General features: G+C 70.5%; 15 protein-coding genes. 11 read left to right on the forward strand and 4 right to left on the reverse strand.

Annotated features, from left to right (window positions below; translation table 11 throughout):
- Positions 1 to 18 precede the first annotated feature (18 nt).
- The 7 genes from VET29_RS00560 to VET29_RS00590 all read left to right on the forward strand — a co-directional run bounded on the left by VET29_RS00560 (position 19) and on the right by VET29_RS00590 (position 7,972).
- Positions 19 to 780, forward strand: a complete 762-nt coding sequence (locus VET29_RS00560; protein ID WP_324913156.1) for a hypothetical protein — start codon at positions 19 to 21, stop codon at positions 778 to 780.
- 99 nt (positions 781 to 879) lie between these two features.
- Positions 880 to 1,629, forward strand: coding sequence for an N-acetyltransferase (locus tag VET29_RS00565; RefSeq protein WP_324913158.1), 750 nt, complete (start codon positions 880 to 882; stop codon positions 1,627 to 1,629).
- Positions 1,630 to 1,641: 12 nt separating this feature from the next.
- Positions 1,642 to 2,685, forward strand: a complete 1,044-nt coding sequence (locus VET29_RS00570) for a methyltransferase (protein WP_324913160.1) — start codon at positions 1,642 to 1,644, stop codon at positions 2,683 to 2,685.
- A gap of 17 nt (positions 2,686 to 2,702) precedes the next feature.
- Positions 2,703 to 3,950, forward strand: coding sequence for a cytochrome P450 (locus VET29_RS00575; protein WP_324913162.1), 1,248 nt, complete (start codon positions 2,703 to 2,705; stop codon positions 3,948 to 3,950).
- Between the two features lie 90 nt (positions 3,951 to 4,040).
- Entirely contained in the window at positions 4,041 to 5,618 is a 1,578-nt protein-coding gene (locus VET29_RS00580; protein WP_324913164.1) for an MFS transporter, read from the forward strand.
- A gap of 27 nt (positions 5,619 to 5,645) precedes the next feature.
- Positions 5,646 to 7,352: an acyl-CoA dehydrogenase family protein gene (locus VET29_RS00585; protein ID WP_324913166.1), complete on the forward strand. Its 1,707-nt coding sequence runs from the start codon at positions 5,646 to 5,648 to the stop codon at positions 7,350 to 7,352.
- Positions 7,352 to 7,972 (forward strand): hypothetical protein, encoded by a 621-nt coding sequence (locus tag VET29_RS00590; RefSeq protein WP_324913168.1) that lies wholly within the window; start codon positions 7,352 to 7,354, stop codon positions 7,970 to 7,972. Before VET29_RS00585 ends, VET29_RS00590 begins: the two co-directional genes overlap by 1 nt.
- 85 nt (positions 7,973 to 8,057) lie before the next feature.
- Here the strand turns inward: VET29_RS00590 and VET29_RS00595 are convergent, their stop codons facing one another.
- Together VET29_RS00595 and VET29_RS00600 are read right to left on the reverse strand one after the other, a co-directional pair.
- Positions 8,058 to 8,543 (reverse strand): pyridoxamine 5'-phosphate oxidase family protein, encoded by a 486-nt coding sequence (locus VET29_RS00595; protein WP_324913170.1) that lies wholly within the window; start codon positions 8,541 to 8,543, stop codon positions 8,058 to 8,060.
- 765 nt (positions 8,544 to 9,308) lie between these two features.
- Positions 9,309 to 10,283 carry an ArsR/SmtB family transcription factor gene (locus VET29_RS00600; protein ID WP_324913172.1) on the reverse strand — a complete coding sequence of 325 codons (975 nt, stop codon included), beginning with the start codon at positions 10,281 to 10,283 and terminating at the stop codon, positions 9,309 to 9,311.
- 67 nt (positions 10,284 to 10,350) lie between these two features.
- Between VET29_RS00600 and VET29_RS00605 the strand changes: the two genes are divergently transcribed.
- Entirely contained in the window at positions 10,351 to 11,538 is a 1,188-nt protein-coding gene (locus tag VET29_RS00605) for an MFS transporter (RefSeq protein WP_324913175.1), read from the forward strand.
- Between the two features lie 16 nt (positions 11,539 to 11,554).
- Here the strand turns inward: VET29_RS00605 and VET29_RS00610 are convergent, their stop codons facing one another.
- A complete protein-coding gene (locus VET29_RS00610) occupies positions 11,555 to 12,070 on the reverse strand; it encodes a helix-turn-helix domain-containing protein (protein ID WP_324913176.1) in 516 nt (171 codons plus the stop codon).
- An 83-nt stretch (positions 12,071 to 12,153) separates the two neighbouring features.
- Between VET29_RS00610 and VET29_RS00615 the strand changes: the two genes are divergently transcribed.
- Complete coding sequence (locus VET29_RS00615) at positions 12,154 to 13,278, forward strand: FAD-dependent monooxygenase (protein WP_324913178.1); 1,125 nt, start codon at positions 12,154 to 12,156, stop codon at positions 13,276 to 13,278.
- Between the two features lie 25 nt (positions 13,279 to 13,303).
- Here VET29_RS00615 and VET29_RS00620 read toward each other — a convergent pair whose 3' ends face one another.
- On the reverse strand, positions 13,304 to 13,732 hold the full coding sequence (locus VET29_RS00620) for a hypothetical protein (RefSeq protein ID WP_324913180.1): 429 nt from the start codon (positions 13,730 to 13,732) through the stop codon (positions 13,304 to 13,306).
- Positions 13,733 to 13,816: 84 nt separating this feature from the next.
- Between VET29_RS00620 and VET29_RS00625 the strand changes: the two genes are divergently transcribed.
- Positions 13,817 to 14,002, forward strand: coding sequence for a hypothetical protein (locus VET29_RS00625; protein ID WP_324913182.1), 186 nt, complete (start codon positions 13,817 to 13,819; stop codon positions 14,000 to 14,002).
- An 87-nt stretch (positions 14,003 to 14,089) separates the two neighbouring features.
- Positions 14,090 to 14,814, forward strand: a 725-nt coding sequence (locus VET29_RS00630; RefSeq protein WP_324913184.1) for a lipase family protein, incomplete at its 3' end; no start/stop codon positions are given.

A 14,814-nucleotide genomic window follows, 5' to 3' on the forward strand; every position in this document is an offset into this window, starting at 1 on the left:
AGGGGGTGAGGAGGAGTGATGTTCTGGGATGACTTGGAGCTGGCCAGCGCGCCGGACGACGGACCGGTCGCCTTCCGCGACGACCTGTCGCCGGCGGTGCTCCTGGACGCCTACCGGCACGGGCTCTACCCGTTCCCGGCGGAGACCGAGGAGCAGAAGATCCTCAGCGAGGTGTCCTACGAGGGCTTCGTGCCGGCGTTCGGCGACGACCCGTACGGCGTCGCCTGGTGCTCGCCGGACCCGCGGCCGGTGATCCGCGCCGGCCGGGCACGCGTGCAGCGCAGCCTGCGCCAGCAGCTGCGCAAGGTGGACTGGACCACGACGCTCGACGTGTGCTTCGACCGCGTGGTCGAGCACTGCCGCGCCGGCCGCGCACCGCAGTGGCTCACGGACCGGCTCGTGGCGGGACTGCTGGCGCTGCATGCCGAGGGCCACGCGCACAGCGTCGAGGTGTGGGACGGCGACCAGCTGATCGGCGGCACGTTCGGCGTGCGGGTCGGCGGCGTGTTCAGTGCGGACTCGCAGTTCACGCTGGTCAGCGGCGCGGCGAAGGTCGCGGTGGCGTGCCTGGTCCGCCGGGTCGCGGACGCGGGTGGCGTGGCGGTCGACGTGCAGCACGACGGGAACCACGCGAAGCTGATCGGCGCCGAGCCGGTGCCGAGGGCGGACTACCTTGCCCTGCTTGCGAAACACGCGAACGACGGGGGCGAACTGCCGGCCGGGCGGCTGCCGGCCCGCCGGCTCGCGGAACCGGTGGTCATCGACGGGTTGGCGGCGTGATGAGAGACACCCACTGGCGCGACGGGCGAGTCTGGCGCGGGTCTGGCACAAGAACGCCAGGTGACACTGCCTGATGCACCCGCTCGCGAAGGAGTCACCGTGTCGGTAGCCACGAACCTGCGCGTGGTCAGTCTGGCTGAGCGGCCCGACCTGGCAACCGCGATGCTGACCATGGAAGCGACCTGGCCCGCCTACGTCAGAGCCGAGCCGCTGCTCGTCAACTGGGCGTTCGAGCGGCACGCCGAGTACATGCTCGTGGTGCTGGACGACGACGAGCGGGTGATCGCGCGGGCCGCCAGCGTGCCGTTCCACTGGGACGGTGACCTGGACTCCCTGCCGGACACCGGCTGGGACGAGGTGCTGCGCCAGAGCATGACCGACACCTACGCCGGCCGCGAGCTCACCGCCGTGTGCGCGCTGGAGATCGCGATCGTGCCGGGGTTGCAGGCGAGGAACCTGTCCGCGCACACCCTCGCCGCGCTCAACGACAACGCCCGGCGGCGCGGGCACGCCGACGTGATGGCGCCCGTCCGGCCGAGCAACAAGCACATCGAGCCGGAGGTGCCGATCACCGAGTACGCCGCGCGCACGCGGCCGGACGGGTTGCCGGCGGACGCCTGGCTGCGCGTGCACGTCCGCGCGGGCGGCGAGATCATCAAGATCTGCCCCGCCTCCATGGCGATCGCCGGCAGCCTCGCCCAGTGGCGCGAGTGGACCGGCCTCCCCTTCGACACCGACGGACCGGTGGCCGTGCCCGGCGCGCTGACCCCGGTCGAGGTCAGCGTGGCGCACGACCGCGCCGTCTACATCGAACCCAACGTGTGGATCCGACACCGCCTGAACAAGTGAAAGGCCCGAGCCATGACCAGCACTCTGCCCGACCAGGCCGAGAAGATCCGCAACCGTGCCGCGTTGATCCAGGTGATCGGCGGGTACATGGCGTCGCAGGCGCTGCGTTTCGCGGCCGAGCTGAAGATCGCCGACCTGATCCACGACGGCGTGGACACCAGCGCCACGCTCGCCGAGGCCACCGGCGCCCACACGCCGTCGCTGCACCGGTTGCTGCGCATGCTCACCGCGGTCGGCATCCTCACCGAGCCGGAGCCGGGCCGCTTCGGCCTGTCCGCGGTCGGCGAGCAGCTGCGCTCGGACTCCCCGGACTCGCTGCACGCCTTCACCCTGTTCTTCACCGACCCCGCGCTCTTCACGTCGTGGCAACAGGTCGGGCACTCGATCAGGACCGGTGAGGACGCGTTCCACCACGTGTACGGCAAGAACGCCTACGTCTACCTGTCGGAGCAGCCCGAGCTGTCGCAGCTGTTCAACTACGCGATGAGCCAGGAGTCGCGGATCGCGGCGGCGAACGTCGCGGCCGGCATCGACTTCGCCGACGTCAAGACCGTCGTGGACATCGGCGGCGGCGACGGTACGCTGCTCAGGGCCATCCTGTCGAGCCACCCGCACCTCGACGGCGTGTGCTTCGACAGCCCCAGCGGCGTGGCCGAGGCGCCCGGCGTGCTCGAGGAGGCCGGCCTGTCCGACCGCTGCGAGGTCGTGGCCGGCGACTTCTTCTCCGCCGTGCCGGCGGACGGGGACCTGTACATCATCAAGAGCGTGTTCCAGGACTGGGACGACGAGCCGGCGGCGAACCTGCTGCGGACCGTCCGCGCGAACATGCCCGCGACCGCGCGGCTGGTCATCGTGGGGTCGGTCCTGACCGACACCGCGACGACCGACGAGCCGGTCATGTTCCTGACCGACGCCAACATGCTCGTCACCGCGGGCGGCCGCGAGCGGACCGAGAGCGAGTTCCGGACCCTGCTCGCCGACACCGGCTTCACCGTGCGGTCCGTGGGCAGGAACGCGGCCGGGCCGCTGTCCGTCATCACGGCCGTGCCCGCCTGATTCCCGGGAGTACCAACATGATTCCCTTCAGCACCGCCCCGAGTGAGAAGATCGACAGCGGCGGCGGCAAGTGCATGTACGCGCAGCTCGACCGGTTCCGGGAGTCCGCCCCCGCGGTGGCCGTCGAGCTGCCCGAGGGCGTGGTGGTCTGGTCCGTCACGCGTGGCGACGTGGTCCGCAGGCTGCTGACCCACCCCGGGATCTCCCGCAACCTCAAGAACAACGTGCCGATGTACGAGCCCGGCGAGGTGGCGTGGCTGTCGCCGTGGGTGGACGTCGAGTCGATGTCCACCGCGGAGGGCCGCGAGCACCAGCGGCTGCGCAAGCTGATCGCGCCCGCGTTGACACCCAAGCGGATCGACGCGATGCGGCCGCACCTGGAGGCCATCGCCGAGAAGCTGCTGGACGACCTGGCGGGCCACCCCGGCGACGAGCCGCTCGACCTGCACGTCCGGTTCTCCCAGCAGCTGCCGACGCGGATGATCTGCGACCTGTTCGGCGTGCCGGAGGACCTGCGGGCCGAGGTGCTGCGGATCCTGCGCATCGTGCTGAACACGGACAACGTGCCGGAGGAGGAGTCCGCGCGCGTGTTCGTCGACATCGGCATCGCGATGCGGACCCTCATCGAGGGCAAGCGCCGCGAGCCGGGCGACGACCTGACCTCGTACCTGATCGCGGCCCGCGTCGACGGCGAGGCGCCGCTGTCGGAGCAGGAGCTGGTCGACATGCTGATCCTGCTGATCGGCGGGGGCAGCCAGACCACGGTGTCGCTGATCGACCACACCGTGCGTGAGCTGCTCGCCAACCCTGACCAGCTCGCGATCGTGCTGAACGACCCGAGCCGCTGGCCGGACGCGGTCGAGGAGTCGCTCCGTCTACAGTGTCCGGTCGGCCACCTGCCGATGCGGTGGGCCAAGGAGGACATCGACCTCGGTGAGGGCGTCGTCATCCGGAAGTACGACGCGATCATGATCAGCTACCTGGCGCACGGCCGTGACCCCAACGTGTTCCCGGACCCGGAGAAGTTCGATGTGAACCGGGAGAACAAGGAGCACATCGCCTTCGGTGCGGGGCCGCACTTCTGCCCCGGCGCGCGTCTCGCCCGGCTGGAGGCCGCCGTCGCGGTGCCGGCGCTGTTCGCCCGGTACCCGAACCTGGCCCTGGCGGTCGCTCCGGAGGACGTGCCCCCGCTGCGCTCGTTCATGGCCAACGACGTCGCCTGCCTCCCGGTCCTGCTCCGCGCCGAGGCGGCCAGGGCGGCCTGAGAATTACCGAGCGGTTACCCCCGGTCCGTACCGTCGAGAGAACAGGTACCCCCTGGGGGTAATCAATCATGACTGAGGAAGGTCTGGTCCATGTCCACCACCAATGACCCGTCGCAAGTGCGAGCCGGACGCAAGGAGTGGCTGGGTCTCGGGCTGTTAGTCCTGCCGTCACTGCTCCTGTTCATGATGCTGACGATCCTGTTCCTCGCGATCCCGCACATCGCGGTCGATCTCCGGCCGAGCAGCACGCAGATGCTCTGGATCGTCGACATCTACGGTTTCCTCATGGCCGGCTTCCTCGTCGCCATGGGCACTCTCGGCGACCGTGTCGGGCGCCGCCTCGTGTTCACCGCGGGGTCCGCCGTCTTCGCGGTCGTCTCCCTCGTCGCCGCGTACACCGGCGACCCGGGTTGGATGATCTTCTGGCGCGCCGTGCTCGGGGTCGCCGCCGCGGCCGTCATGCCGGCCACGCTCGGCCTGATCTTCTCGATGTTCCTCAACCCCAAGCAGCGTGGCATCGCGATCGGCGCGTGGGCGGCCAGCATCTCGGTCGGCGTCGCGCTCGGTCCGCTCCTGTCCGGCGTGCTGATCGAGGTGTTCGACTGGCGCGCGACCTTCCTGGTCGCCGTGCCCGTCATGGCCATCGTCGCCGTCGGCGCGCCGTTCGTCCTGCCGGAGCACAAGGACGGCAACGCGGGCAAGCTCGACCTCTTCAGCGTCGGCCTCCTCCTCGCCACCCTGTTGCCCCTGATCTACGGCGTGAAGACGCTCGCCAAGGACGACTCCGGCGTCGTCGCGGTCGGGGCCATCGCCGTCGGCGTCGCGTTCGGGGTGTGGTTCGTGTTGCGGCAGCTGCGATCCAGCGCGCCACTGCTCGATGTCCGCCTGTTCGCCAACCGCACGGTGTCCGGCGCGCTCTCGGTGTACGTCCTCGCCGCGCTCGCCATGGGCGGCATGTACCTGATGTTCACGCGGTACCTGCAGCTGGTCGCGGACCTCTCGCCGATGCAGACCGGCTTCGCGATCCTGCCCGCCGCACTCGTGCTCGTCGGCGTGTCGATGTTCTCGCCGATCCTCGCGCGCCGCGTGCGGCCCGGCTACATCATCACCGGCGGCTTCGCCGTGCAGGTCGTGGGTTACCTGATGCTCACGCAGGTCAGCGCCGATGCCGGTGCCACGGCGGGTCTTCCGCTGCTGCTCGCGGGCTTCATCGTGCTGTACCCGGCGGTGAACCCGGCCATGGCGCTCACCACCGGCCTCGTCGTCGGGTCGGTGCCGCCGGAGAAGGCCGGCGCGGCGTCCGGCCTGTCCACCACGGCCAACGACCTCGGCCTCTCGCTCGGTGTCGCGCTCATCGGCAGCATCGGCGTCGCGGCCTACCGCAACGACATCACACTGCCCGGCGGGCTGCCGGCCGATGTCGCCGCGTCGGCCAGGGAAAGCCTCGACGGCGCGGTGTCCGCCGCGCAGGGCCTGCCGGCGGAGGTGGCGAACACGGTGCTGGAGCCGGCGCGGGCCGCGTTCACCAGCGGCCTCAACCTGAGCGCCCTGATCGCCGCGGTGATCGCCGTGGCCGGCGCGGTCCTCGCGGCTGTCCGGCTCAAGCACGTGCCCGCGACGGGCGCCGCCGCTCACGACGAGCCGGAGAAGTCCACTGTAGACGCGTGAGTGACGGGGCCGGCCTGAGGAGAAGCGTTGACCAGACCGAGTTTTGGCAGGGAGCTGTTCTCAGGCCGGCTCCGGCTCGACCTCCTGGACGTGCTGCCGTCCCTGGCGGTCGACGCGGCGGGCGAGGAGTTCCTCGCCCGGCTGCGCACGTTCTGCGCGGAGAAGGTGGACCCACAGCTCATCGAGCGCACCGACCGGATCCCGGACGAGATCGTCAACGGGCTCAAGGACCTCGGCGCGTTCGCCATCAAGATTCCCCGGGAGTACGGCGGTCTCGGGCTTTCCGGGGTGTGCTACCACCGTGCCCTGATGATCGTGTCCAGCACGCACTCGTCGCTCGGCGAGCTGCTCGGCGCACACCAGGCCATCGGGCTCGTGCAGCCCCTGCGGCTGTTCGGCACCGACGAACAGAAGCAGGCGTTGCTGCCCAGGTGTGTGCGTGAGATCTCGGGGTTCATCCTCACCGAGCCGGACATCGGCAACGACCCGTTCCGCATGCGAACCACGGCGACGCCCGTCGAGGGCGGGTATGTCCTCGACGGGGTCAAGCTGTGGGCGACCAACGGCGTGCTGGCGGACTTCCTAGTCGTGATGGCGATGGCGCCGGCCGGGATGTCGGCCTTCCTGGTGGAGGCGGACGCGCCGGGGTTCGCGGTCGAGCACCGGAGCTCGTTCCTCGGGTTGCGTGGCCTGGAGAACGGGGTGATCCGGCTGCACGAGGTGTTCGTGCCGGCGAACCGGATCATCGGCCCGGAGGGCCAGGGCCTGGAGGTCGCACTGGCCGCGCAGGACACGGGACGGCTGTCGCTGCCCGCGGTCTGCGCCGCGACGGCCAAGTGGAGCCTGAAGATCGCGCGAGAGTGGTCCCGCGTCCGCGTCCAGTGGGACCGGCCGATCGGCGAGCACGAGGCCGTCGCCGCCAAGATCGCCTTCATCGCGGCGACCGCCTTCGCGTTGGAGGCCATGGTCGAGGTGACCGGCGGGCGCGCGGACACCGGCCGGTTCGACACCCGCATGGAAGGCGAGCTGGCGAAGCTGTTCGCGTCGGAGAAGGCATGGCGGATCGCGGATGAGCTGGTGCAGATCCGCGGCGGCCGCGGGTACGAGACCGCGGAGTCCGCGGCCAGGCGCGGCGAACGTGGCGTGCCGGTCGAACAGTTGTTGCGGGACACCAGAATCGGCCGCGTCTTCGACGGTTCGTCCGAGGCGCTGCGGGTGTTCGTCGCCACCGACGCGCTGACCCCGGACGGCCTGTCGGGGACCGCTGAGCGGCCCGGCGAGCTGGCGCCGTCGTACGGTCCGCTGGCACAGCACGTGCGTTTCCTGGACCGCTCGGCCAGGAGACTCGCGCGACAGCTGGACACCGGCAAGGCACGGTGGGGCGACGGCATCGGTACGCGGCAGCTGTTCCTGGGCCGGGTGGTCGACATCGCGGCCGAGCTGTACGCGATGAGCACGGCCTGCGTGTACGCCAAGGCACTGGACGACTCGGCGGTGGAGCTGGCCGACGCGTTCTGCCGGCAGTCGCGCCGGCGGGTGGCCGAGCTGTGGGACCAGCTGTGGGTCAACACGGACGAGCACGATGCCGTGGTCGCGGCCCGGGTGCTGGCGGACGGTTACACGTGGCTGGAGGAGGGCGTGCTGGACCCGTCGATCGAGGGCCCGTGGATCGCGGACCCGGCGCCGGGTCCGTCGACGCGGCCGAACCTGCGTCGCGAGATCCGGAGGCAGTGATGGACGTCGAGTCGCTGGTGGCGCGGACGAAGCAGTCGATCGTCAAGGCGCCCAACCGTTTCCTGGACGCACTGGAGGCCGGCACGGTCGCGCCCGAGCGGTTGCGGATGTTGGCGGGTGAGCTGTACCACCTCGTGTCGAGCGATCTCCGGAGCTGCGAGCTGCTGGCGTCCCGCTTCCCGACCGTGCCGCTGTTCCCGGGAATGGCCGAGGGCGAGAAGGAGGCGTTGGGTCTGCTGCTGGACTTCGCGGCGGCCGTCGGCGCGGACCTGGACGCGTACGAGCCGGAGCCGTTCGCCCAGGCGTACCCGGCCTTCCTCGCACAGACGGCGGCCTTCGGTCCACGGTCGGCGATACCGCTGGCACTGCTGGTGAACGTCGAGGAGTCGGGCCGTTACTACGCCCGCGCGGCGGATGCCCTGATGACCCGGTACGGGCTGACCGAGCAGGCGGTCGCACACTTCCGTTTCTTCGCGGAGACCCCGGACGAGATGCTGAAGGCGGCGGCGGATACTGTCGCATATGGACTGTCCGAAGGGGACTCCGTGACCGTGCTGTCACGCGCCGCCCGGATGGTCAACGCGTACGAGGCGGCGTTCTGGGCCACACTGGCGGGCTAGTGCAGCGTCACCTCGACCCGCCGGTCGATGCGGTCCTCGATCCAGGTGCCGGTGTCGACGATCCCCGGTCGGCCGTGTTGGTGGGTTAGGGCAGTGTCACTTCGACTCGGCGGTCGATGCGGTCCTCGATCCAGGTGCTGGTGTCCACGATCCACAGGCGGTCGACCGTGATCTGGTAGATGCGGTGGTCCGCGGGCGCGAGGAGCGCCTCGACGGGAAGCGTGTACTCGGCGCGATCCTTCTCGTCCGGCAGCAGGGCGTCGTAGAACGTGGCGTGGTGCTCGCGCACCTCGGCCTCGGTAAGCTCCCGGCAGGTCCCACTGAACTGCGCGCCATCGACATCCGTGAGGTCCCCGTCACCAGTCACGAACAGTGACCCGCTCACCGCAGGCCGCGCCTCGACGTCCCGACAGTGCCGCGCCCCCGTCGCCGACCCGAACAAGAACCGCAACGGCCGCACCAACCACGCGTACTGCAACACAGCCGACCACGGCTCCCCATCCCCCGACACAGTGGACAGCGAAAGATACCGAGCCTCCGCCAAAATCCGCCCAACCCGCTCAACACTCATAAACCCCACGCTAACCCCCCACCCCAACCCCCACCTCGACTCCACCCCGCAAACCCCTCGCACCCCCCACACCCAAACCCGCGAGTCCCGCGTTCAAACAGCGCGAGTCCCGCGTTCACGCATACCGAGTCCCGCGTCGAAACACCGCGAGTCCCGCGTTCAAACCCTCGCGAGTCTCGCGTTCAAACATGCCGAATCCCGTTTTCGGGCATACCGAGTTGCGGTTTCGTAAGCCCGGCCTCCGGGCGGGAGGTGCACGAAAACGGGACTGCGGAACGTTCGGCTCCGCCGCTGGTTGCGTGATCAACTACCGCGACGCCGAGGCCGCTATGCCCGCCGGACTTCGTAGTCGTCGAGGACGTGAAAACCGTTCAGCGCTGTCCCTGGCATGTTGATCAATTACCTTGATCCCGAGGCCCGGCAGGCACGCCTCTGCGGTCTGAGCCCAACGTTCTTCGATTCAGGCGTCCATCAATTCGGGCTGCACAATGTAGTTGATCACGCAGTTGGTGACAGAGTCGGGACTTTGACAGCGCCGGACGTGCACGAAAACGGGACTCGGCCTGTGCGAACGCGGGACTCGCGCTGTTTGAATGCGAGACTCGCGCTGTTTGAATGCGAGACTCGCGCTGTTTCAACGCGAGACGCGGTTTGCGTGAACGCCGGACTCGGTATGCCCGAACGCGGGAGTCGGTATGCACGAAAACGGGACTCGGTATGCGGGAACGCGGGACTCGCGGTGTTTGAACGCGGGACTCGCGGTGGTTAGTGGGAGGTTGTTGCGGATAGTTGGGTGCCTAGGGGGGTTCTGGTGTGTTGTAGGTAGCGGCCGGTGCGGTGGGTGGTGACCAGGCCGGTGTCGCGTAGGACGGTGAGGTGTTCGCTTACGGTGCTGTTTGGCAGGGTGCAGCGGCGGGCGAGGGCTGTGGTGGAGGTGGGTTCGGTCAGGGCGGCCAGGAGGGTCGCGCGGGTTTGGCCCAGTAGGCGGGCGAGTGCGGCCGGGGGGTCGGATCGTGACTCCCAGAGGGCGGCGATGCCGCGGGCCGGGTAGTCGATCGTCGGCAGCCAGGGTTTGTCCAGGATCACGCCCACGTTGGGCCACTCGAAGGCGCTCGGCATCAGCGCCAGGCCCGCCTCCACGTCGCGGAACCCCGTGCCCGGCAGGTCGATCACCAGCGTCGGGTGCTGCCAGCGGATCTTCGGGTGCAGGTCCGCCAGGACGGCCGCGAGGCCGCCGTCGGCCAACTGCCTGGTCCGGTACGCGATGTCGCCGGTCAGCACGTCCCGGATCCGCGGCCACCACGGCTCGATCAGCCGCGTCCAGCAGGCGTCCAGGGTGTCGGCCAGGAGGTTCCGCGCGCGGACCGGGTGGTCGACCAGCCCCTGCGCGGGCGGCGGCAGGACCTGGCCGTGCTGCTCGTGCAGGCAGCGTGATAGCTCGGCCCGTACCCGCGGGTGGGGCGTCCGCCGCACGAGCTTGAGCTCGTCGGCGAAGCGGGCGGTCGGGCCGGGCGGCGCCGGCATGAGGAAGTCCGGGTTGTAACCCCCACGCGGCATGACCTGCATCAACGGCGTCAGGTCCAACTCGTCGAGCGCGGGGGCGACGGCCCGCAGCCACGGCTGGTGATAGCCCTGCCGATGCGGCTGGGTCAGCAGCCGGACGGCGGTCAGCGTCTCGCGGAGCGGGGAGATCGCCCAGCGGCACGACGCCGGGTCGGTGATCCGGAACGTGATCGGCACCTGGTTCTCCGTTTCGGTCTCAGCCGAAATCATGGCTCGGTGTCGGTGGTCCACGCAACCTGTGCGCATGGCGTTTCGGGTGTTGTGGTGGTCGCGGGCGGTCTCCTTCGCCGGGGAGGGGATCGGCCGTACGGCCCTCGTGCTGTACGCGGCGACGCACGGTGTCGCGGCGGTCAGCCTGGTCCTGCTGGCCGTGGCGCTGCCGCGGTTCCTCGGCCCGGTGGCCGGCGCGCTGGCCGACCGGCTCGACCAGCGGCGGCTCATGGCCGTGTGCGAGACGGGACAGGCGGCGGTGTTCCTCGCGCTGGCCGTGTTCCTGCCGCCGCTGCCGGTGCTGGTCGCCCTGGTGCTGGTGAGCGGCGCCTTCGCGACCGCGTTCGTGCCGGCCGGGCGCAGTGCCGTGCCGTCACTGGTGGCGGGCCGGGACCTGGGGCGCGCGAACGCTCTGCTGGGGTTGGCCGTCAACATCCAGGTCGCCGTGGGGCCGACGGTCGGCGGGCTGGCGGTGGAGCTCGGTGGCGCGCGGCTCGCGTTCGCGGTCAACGCCGTGACGTTCGCCGTCTCCGCGCTGATCCTCACCCGGCTGCCGGCGCTGCGGCCGGCCGGCGACCACAGTGGACTATGGGCGGAGACGCTCGCGGGACTTCGGTTCGTGGCCCGCTCGCCCGGGCCGCGGGCGCTGGTTCTGTCACTGTTCGTCGCGGTCTCGTTCGCGGCGGTCGACAACGTGGCACTGGTGTTCCTGGTGTCGGACGAGATGCACGGCTCGGCGGCCGAGTTCGGCTTCACCCAGGCGGCGTTCGGCGTCGGCATGCTGGTGGCGGCCGGCCTGCTGACGATCGGACAGCGCTCAGCGGTCGCGCTGCTGATCGGTGGCCTGGTCCTGAGCGCGTCCGGCACGGTCGCGACCGCCCTGGTGCCGACGCTCCTCGCCGTGGCCGCCGCGCAGCTGGTCGCCGGGATGGGCAACGGCGTGGAGAACGTCACGACGGAGACACTCGTGCAGCGGCTCACCCCCCGGCACATGCTGGGCCGGGTCTTCGGCGCCGTCGCCACGGCGGCGCAACTGGGTTCCGCGGTCGCGTACGTGATCGCCGGCCCGCTGGTCGCCGCACTCGGCCCACGCGGCGCGTTCCTGGTGGCGGGCGCGGGTTGCGGTCTCGCGCTGGTGGTGGCGGTGCCGGCGCTGCGGGCCGCCGTGCGCACGGAGGCCGGCGGCGGTCCACGTCCGGACGCCGAGGTCACCAGGAGCTGAGGGACCGGCGGGTGGCTCAGTCCTCGGCGTACAGCCGGGCCACGCCGCGCAGAACCTCCTTCCTGAGCTCGTCGACCGGCTCGTCCGCGTACGCGACCACCGGGTCGCTGAGCGCCGCGATCGCCTGCGCCGCGCGCACCCTGTCCCGCAGCGTCGGAGCGGGGCCAGCGGCGAGGCGGTTGGCCTCGAACATCAGCTCGGTGAACCGGTGGACCGTCGGCGCCTGGGTCAGCAGGGCGAGGTCGTGCATCACGTTCTCCCGTAACAGGGAGCGGTGCCGCAGGAACACGTCGACGACGGCCTCGAACACCTCCTCGCGGGACGTCACGGCCGCGAGCGACGCCGCCATGTCGTCCAGGAAAGGCTCGGCGACCGCGGCGAGGATGTCCGCCTTGGCGGGGAAGTGGTAGAGCACCGCGGTCTTGGTCATGCCCAGCTGCTCGGCGATCTCGCGGATCGACGTGTGCTGGTAGCCCTGCTGGACGAACAGGCGGCGGGCGGCGGCGAGTATCTGGGCACGGGTGCTGAGCATGTTCTCAGCATAACTTGTCTGACCGATGGTCAGGTATGTAGTCTCCGTTTGTCTGACCGATGGTCAGGAAAGGGGAGAAAATCATGAGAATACTGATCTCGGGCGCCAGTCTCGCCGGGCCCTCGCTCGCGTTCTGGCTGGTCCGGGCGGGGCACGAGGTGACGGTCGTCGAGCGTGCGCGCCGTCCGCGCACCGGTGGCTCGCCGATCGACGTGCGTGGTCCGGCCGTCGACGTGGCCGAACGAATGGGGCTGCTGCCGGCGGTCCAGCGGGCCCGGGTGCACACCGAGGGGATCGAGTGCGTCGACGCGCGTGGCCGGCGGACGGCGAGTCTCCCCGCCGGGGTGTACGCGAAGGCCGGCGACCGGGACGTCGAGCTGGAGCGGGCGGACCTGGTCGACCTGCTGTACGGCGCGACGAAGGACGACGCCGGCTACCGGTTCGAGGACTCGGTGACCGCACTCGAACAGGACGCGGACGGCGTCGACGTGACGTTCCTGCACGGCCGCCCGGAGCGGTTCGACCTGGTGGTCGGCGCGGACGGCACGCACTCGGTCGTGCGGCGCCTCGTGTTCGGCGAGGAGTCCCGGTTCCTGCGGCACCTCGGACTGTACGTGTCGATCGTCGGGGTGGACCCGGAGCTGGGCCGGGAGAACTGGGGCGTCCTGCACAACGTGCCCGGCAGGCTCGCCGGCGTGTACCGGTACCACGGCAAGGCCGACGCGGTGTTCATGTTCCGGTCGCCGGAGCTGAGCTACGACCACCACGACCTCGACCAGCAGCGGAAGCTCCTGACCGACACCTACGCGGGCGGGGGCTGGCGGGTGCCGGCGCTGCTCGACGCGGTGCGGGCGGCCGACGACCTCTACTTCGACGCGGTGAACCAGGTCCACCTGCCGACCTGGTCACGCGGCCGCGTGACGCTCGTGGGTGACTCGGGCTACTGCGCGTCGCCCCTGTCCGGCATGGGCACGACGCTCGCGATGGTCGGCGCGGCGCGGCTGGCCGACGCGTTAGCCGCCGGGCTCGACGGCGCCTTCGAGCGCTACGAGCAGGCGCACCGCCCGCTGGTGGCGACGGCGCAGGCAAGCGTGTCCCACGGCGCGAACATGCTGGTGCCGGCGACCGGCCTCGCCCTGTGGCGGCGCAACCAGCTCACGAAGGTGATTCCGCTGGTCATGGCCGCCAGGCGGATGTTCCGGAGCTAGCCCACCCACTGTCCACAGTGGACGTTCACCACATGTCCTCGAAGCGGGAGCCCAGCATCACGCGGGCCATGGTCGCCTTGATGACGCGGCGCAGCTCCGTCGGGCTCTCCAACTCCGGCAACGTCTCGAAGATCGCGCGGCTGACGTCCAGCAGGGTCACGCCGCGGGTGCCGTCCTCGGTGCCCAGCACGAACCACGCCCAGCACCGGTAGGACTCGGGCTCGGCCGTGGGGCCGCCGTTGCGGAGCAGCGGGCAGAGGAACACCCCGGCGACCGACTCCACCTGCCGCAGCAGCGTGTCCTCCGAGCTCCACCGCCGGGCCCACTCGTTGGCGACGTTCTCCCGCTGGATGCGCAACAGGTCGTCGGTGGTGGCGACGCGGACGGTGAAGTCGGGGTCGCCCCACTGCACCTCCGACCGCTGGCGAATTGGTCTGTCCTCTGTCAAGTTCACCGATCCACTTGGGCACAACGAGATTGGCAAGGGTATCCGGCGGGTACCCGGCGCCGAAGATCCTCTGTGAAAGGAATGGACCACATGGTTGCCATACTCGCCGCGGTTTTCTTCGCCATCGCGCTGATCATGGACTTGGCCGACGTGACGGCGACCGTCGGGCCCAGCGCGTTCATCGCCGCCGGCCTGCTGTGCATGGCCCTGCACCTCGCCGGGATCGGCACCAGAAGGCCGGTGCGCAACGGCCGCCGGTGGAGCTACCGCCGCTAGGATGTGTTGCGGCATCGGAGTGATGTCGCTGTTCAGCGGGGTGACATGACCTCGTTCCGTTCCTGGCGCGGGTTACGTTCAGAGACTGTGCGAACCGGCGACGTGCTCGAACGACACCCGATGCCCGACGAGCTGTTGCCCGCACACGCCGCCGACGGAAACCGCGTCATGTACCGGGGTGTGGGCCACGACGGCGCCACCCGTGCGGTCAGCGGCTGCGTGTTCGTGCCGTTCGGGTCGGCGCCGCCCAGTGGCTGGCCCGTGGTCGGCTACGCCCACGGCACCACGGGGCTGGCCGACCACTGCGCGCCGTCGCGGGTCGGCCTGACCCGCGGTGAGCGCGAGCACGTGTCCCGCTGGCTCGCCGCGGGTTACGCCGTCGCCGCCACCGACTACGAAGGACTGGCCACGGCCGGTCCGCACCCGTACTTCCACGGTGAGGCCGTCGCGGACGACGTGATCGACGTCGTCCGCGCGGCGCGCGGCCTGCACGACCGCATCGGCCGGACCTGGCTCGTCGCCGGGTTCTCCCAGGGCGGGCATGCCGCGCTGTTCACCGGCCTGGTGGCCAGCCGGTACGCCCCGGAGCTGGACTTCCGCGGCACGATCGCACTCGCGCCACCCGTGCAGCTGCCCCGGCTCGTGCGGTTCCTGACGAGGTTCGGGGACCGGCCGGTGTCGCTGCTGCCGCCGTTCCTGCTGGCCGGTGTGCGGAACCCGGACGCGCGCGCCTTCCTCACCGAGTCCGGCCGTGACCTGGTCGAGCTCGCCGAGCGGGCGACGCTGTTCGACATGTATCGCGCCGTCCACGG

The organism is Actinophytocola sp. (assembly GCF_035634895.1).
GTDB lineage: Bacteria > Actinomycetota > Actinomycetes > Mycobacteriales > Pseudonocardiaceae > Actinophytocola.

What these genes read in the sequence shown, in the direction of transcription:
- VET29_RS00560 (WP_324913156.1), top strand. Translation starts at nt 19, where the DNA reads ATGTTCTGGGATGACTTGGAGCTGGCCAGCGCGCCGGACGACGGACCG.
- VET29_RS00570 (WP_324913160.1), top strand. Translation starts at nt 1,642, where the DNA reads ATGACCAGCACTCTGCCCGACCAGGCCGAGAAGATCCGCAACCGTGCC.
- VET29_RS00575 (WP_324913162.1), top strand. Translation starts at nt 2,703, where the DNA reads ATGATTCCCTTCAGCACCGCCCCGAGTGAGAAGATCGACAGCGGCGGC.
- VET29_RS00580 (WP_324913164.1), top strand. Translation starts at nt 4,041, where the DNA reads ATGTCCACCACCAATGACCCGTCGCAAGTGCGAGCCGGACGCAAGGAG.
- VET29_RS00590 (WP_324913168.1), top strand. Translation starts at nt 7,352, where the DNA reads ATGGACGTCGAGTCGCTGGTGGCGCGGACGAAGCAGTCGATCGTCAAG.
- VET29_RS00595 (WP_324913170.1), bottom strand. Translation starts at nt 8,543, where the DNA reads ATGAGTGTTGAGCGGGTTGGGCGGATTTTGGCGGAGGCTCGGTATCTT.
- VET29_RS00605 (WP_324913175.1), top strand. Translation starts at nt 10,351, where the DNA reads ATGGCGTTTCGGGTGTTGTGGTGGTCGCGGGCGGTCTCCTTCGCCGGG.
- VET29_RS00610 (WP_324913176.1), bottom strand. Translation starts at nt 12,070, where the DNA reads ATGCTCAGCACCCGTGCCCAGATACTCGCCGCCGCCCGCCGCCTGTTC.
- VET29_RS00615 (WP_324913178.1), top strand. Translation starts at nt 12,154, where the DNA reads ATGAGAATACTGATCTCGGGCGCCAGTCTCGCCGGGCCCTCGCTCGCG.
- VET29_RS00625 (WP_324913182.1), top strand. Translation starts at nt 13,817, where the DNA reads ATGGTTGCCATACTCGCCGCGGTTTTCTTCGCCATCGCGCTGATCATG.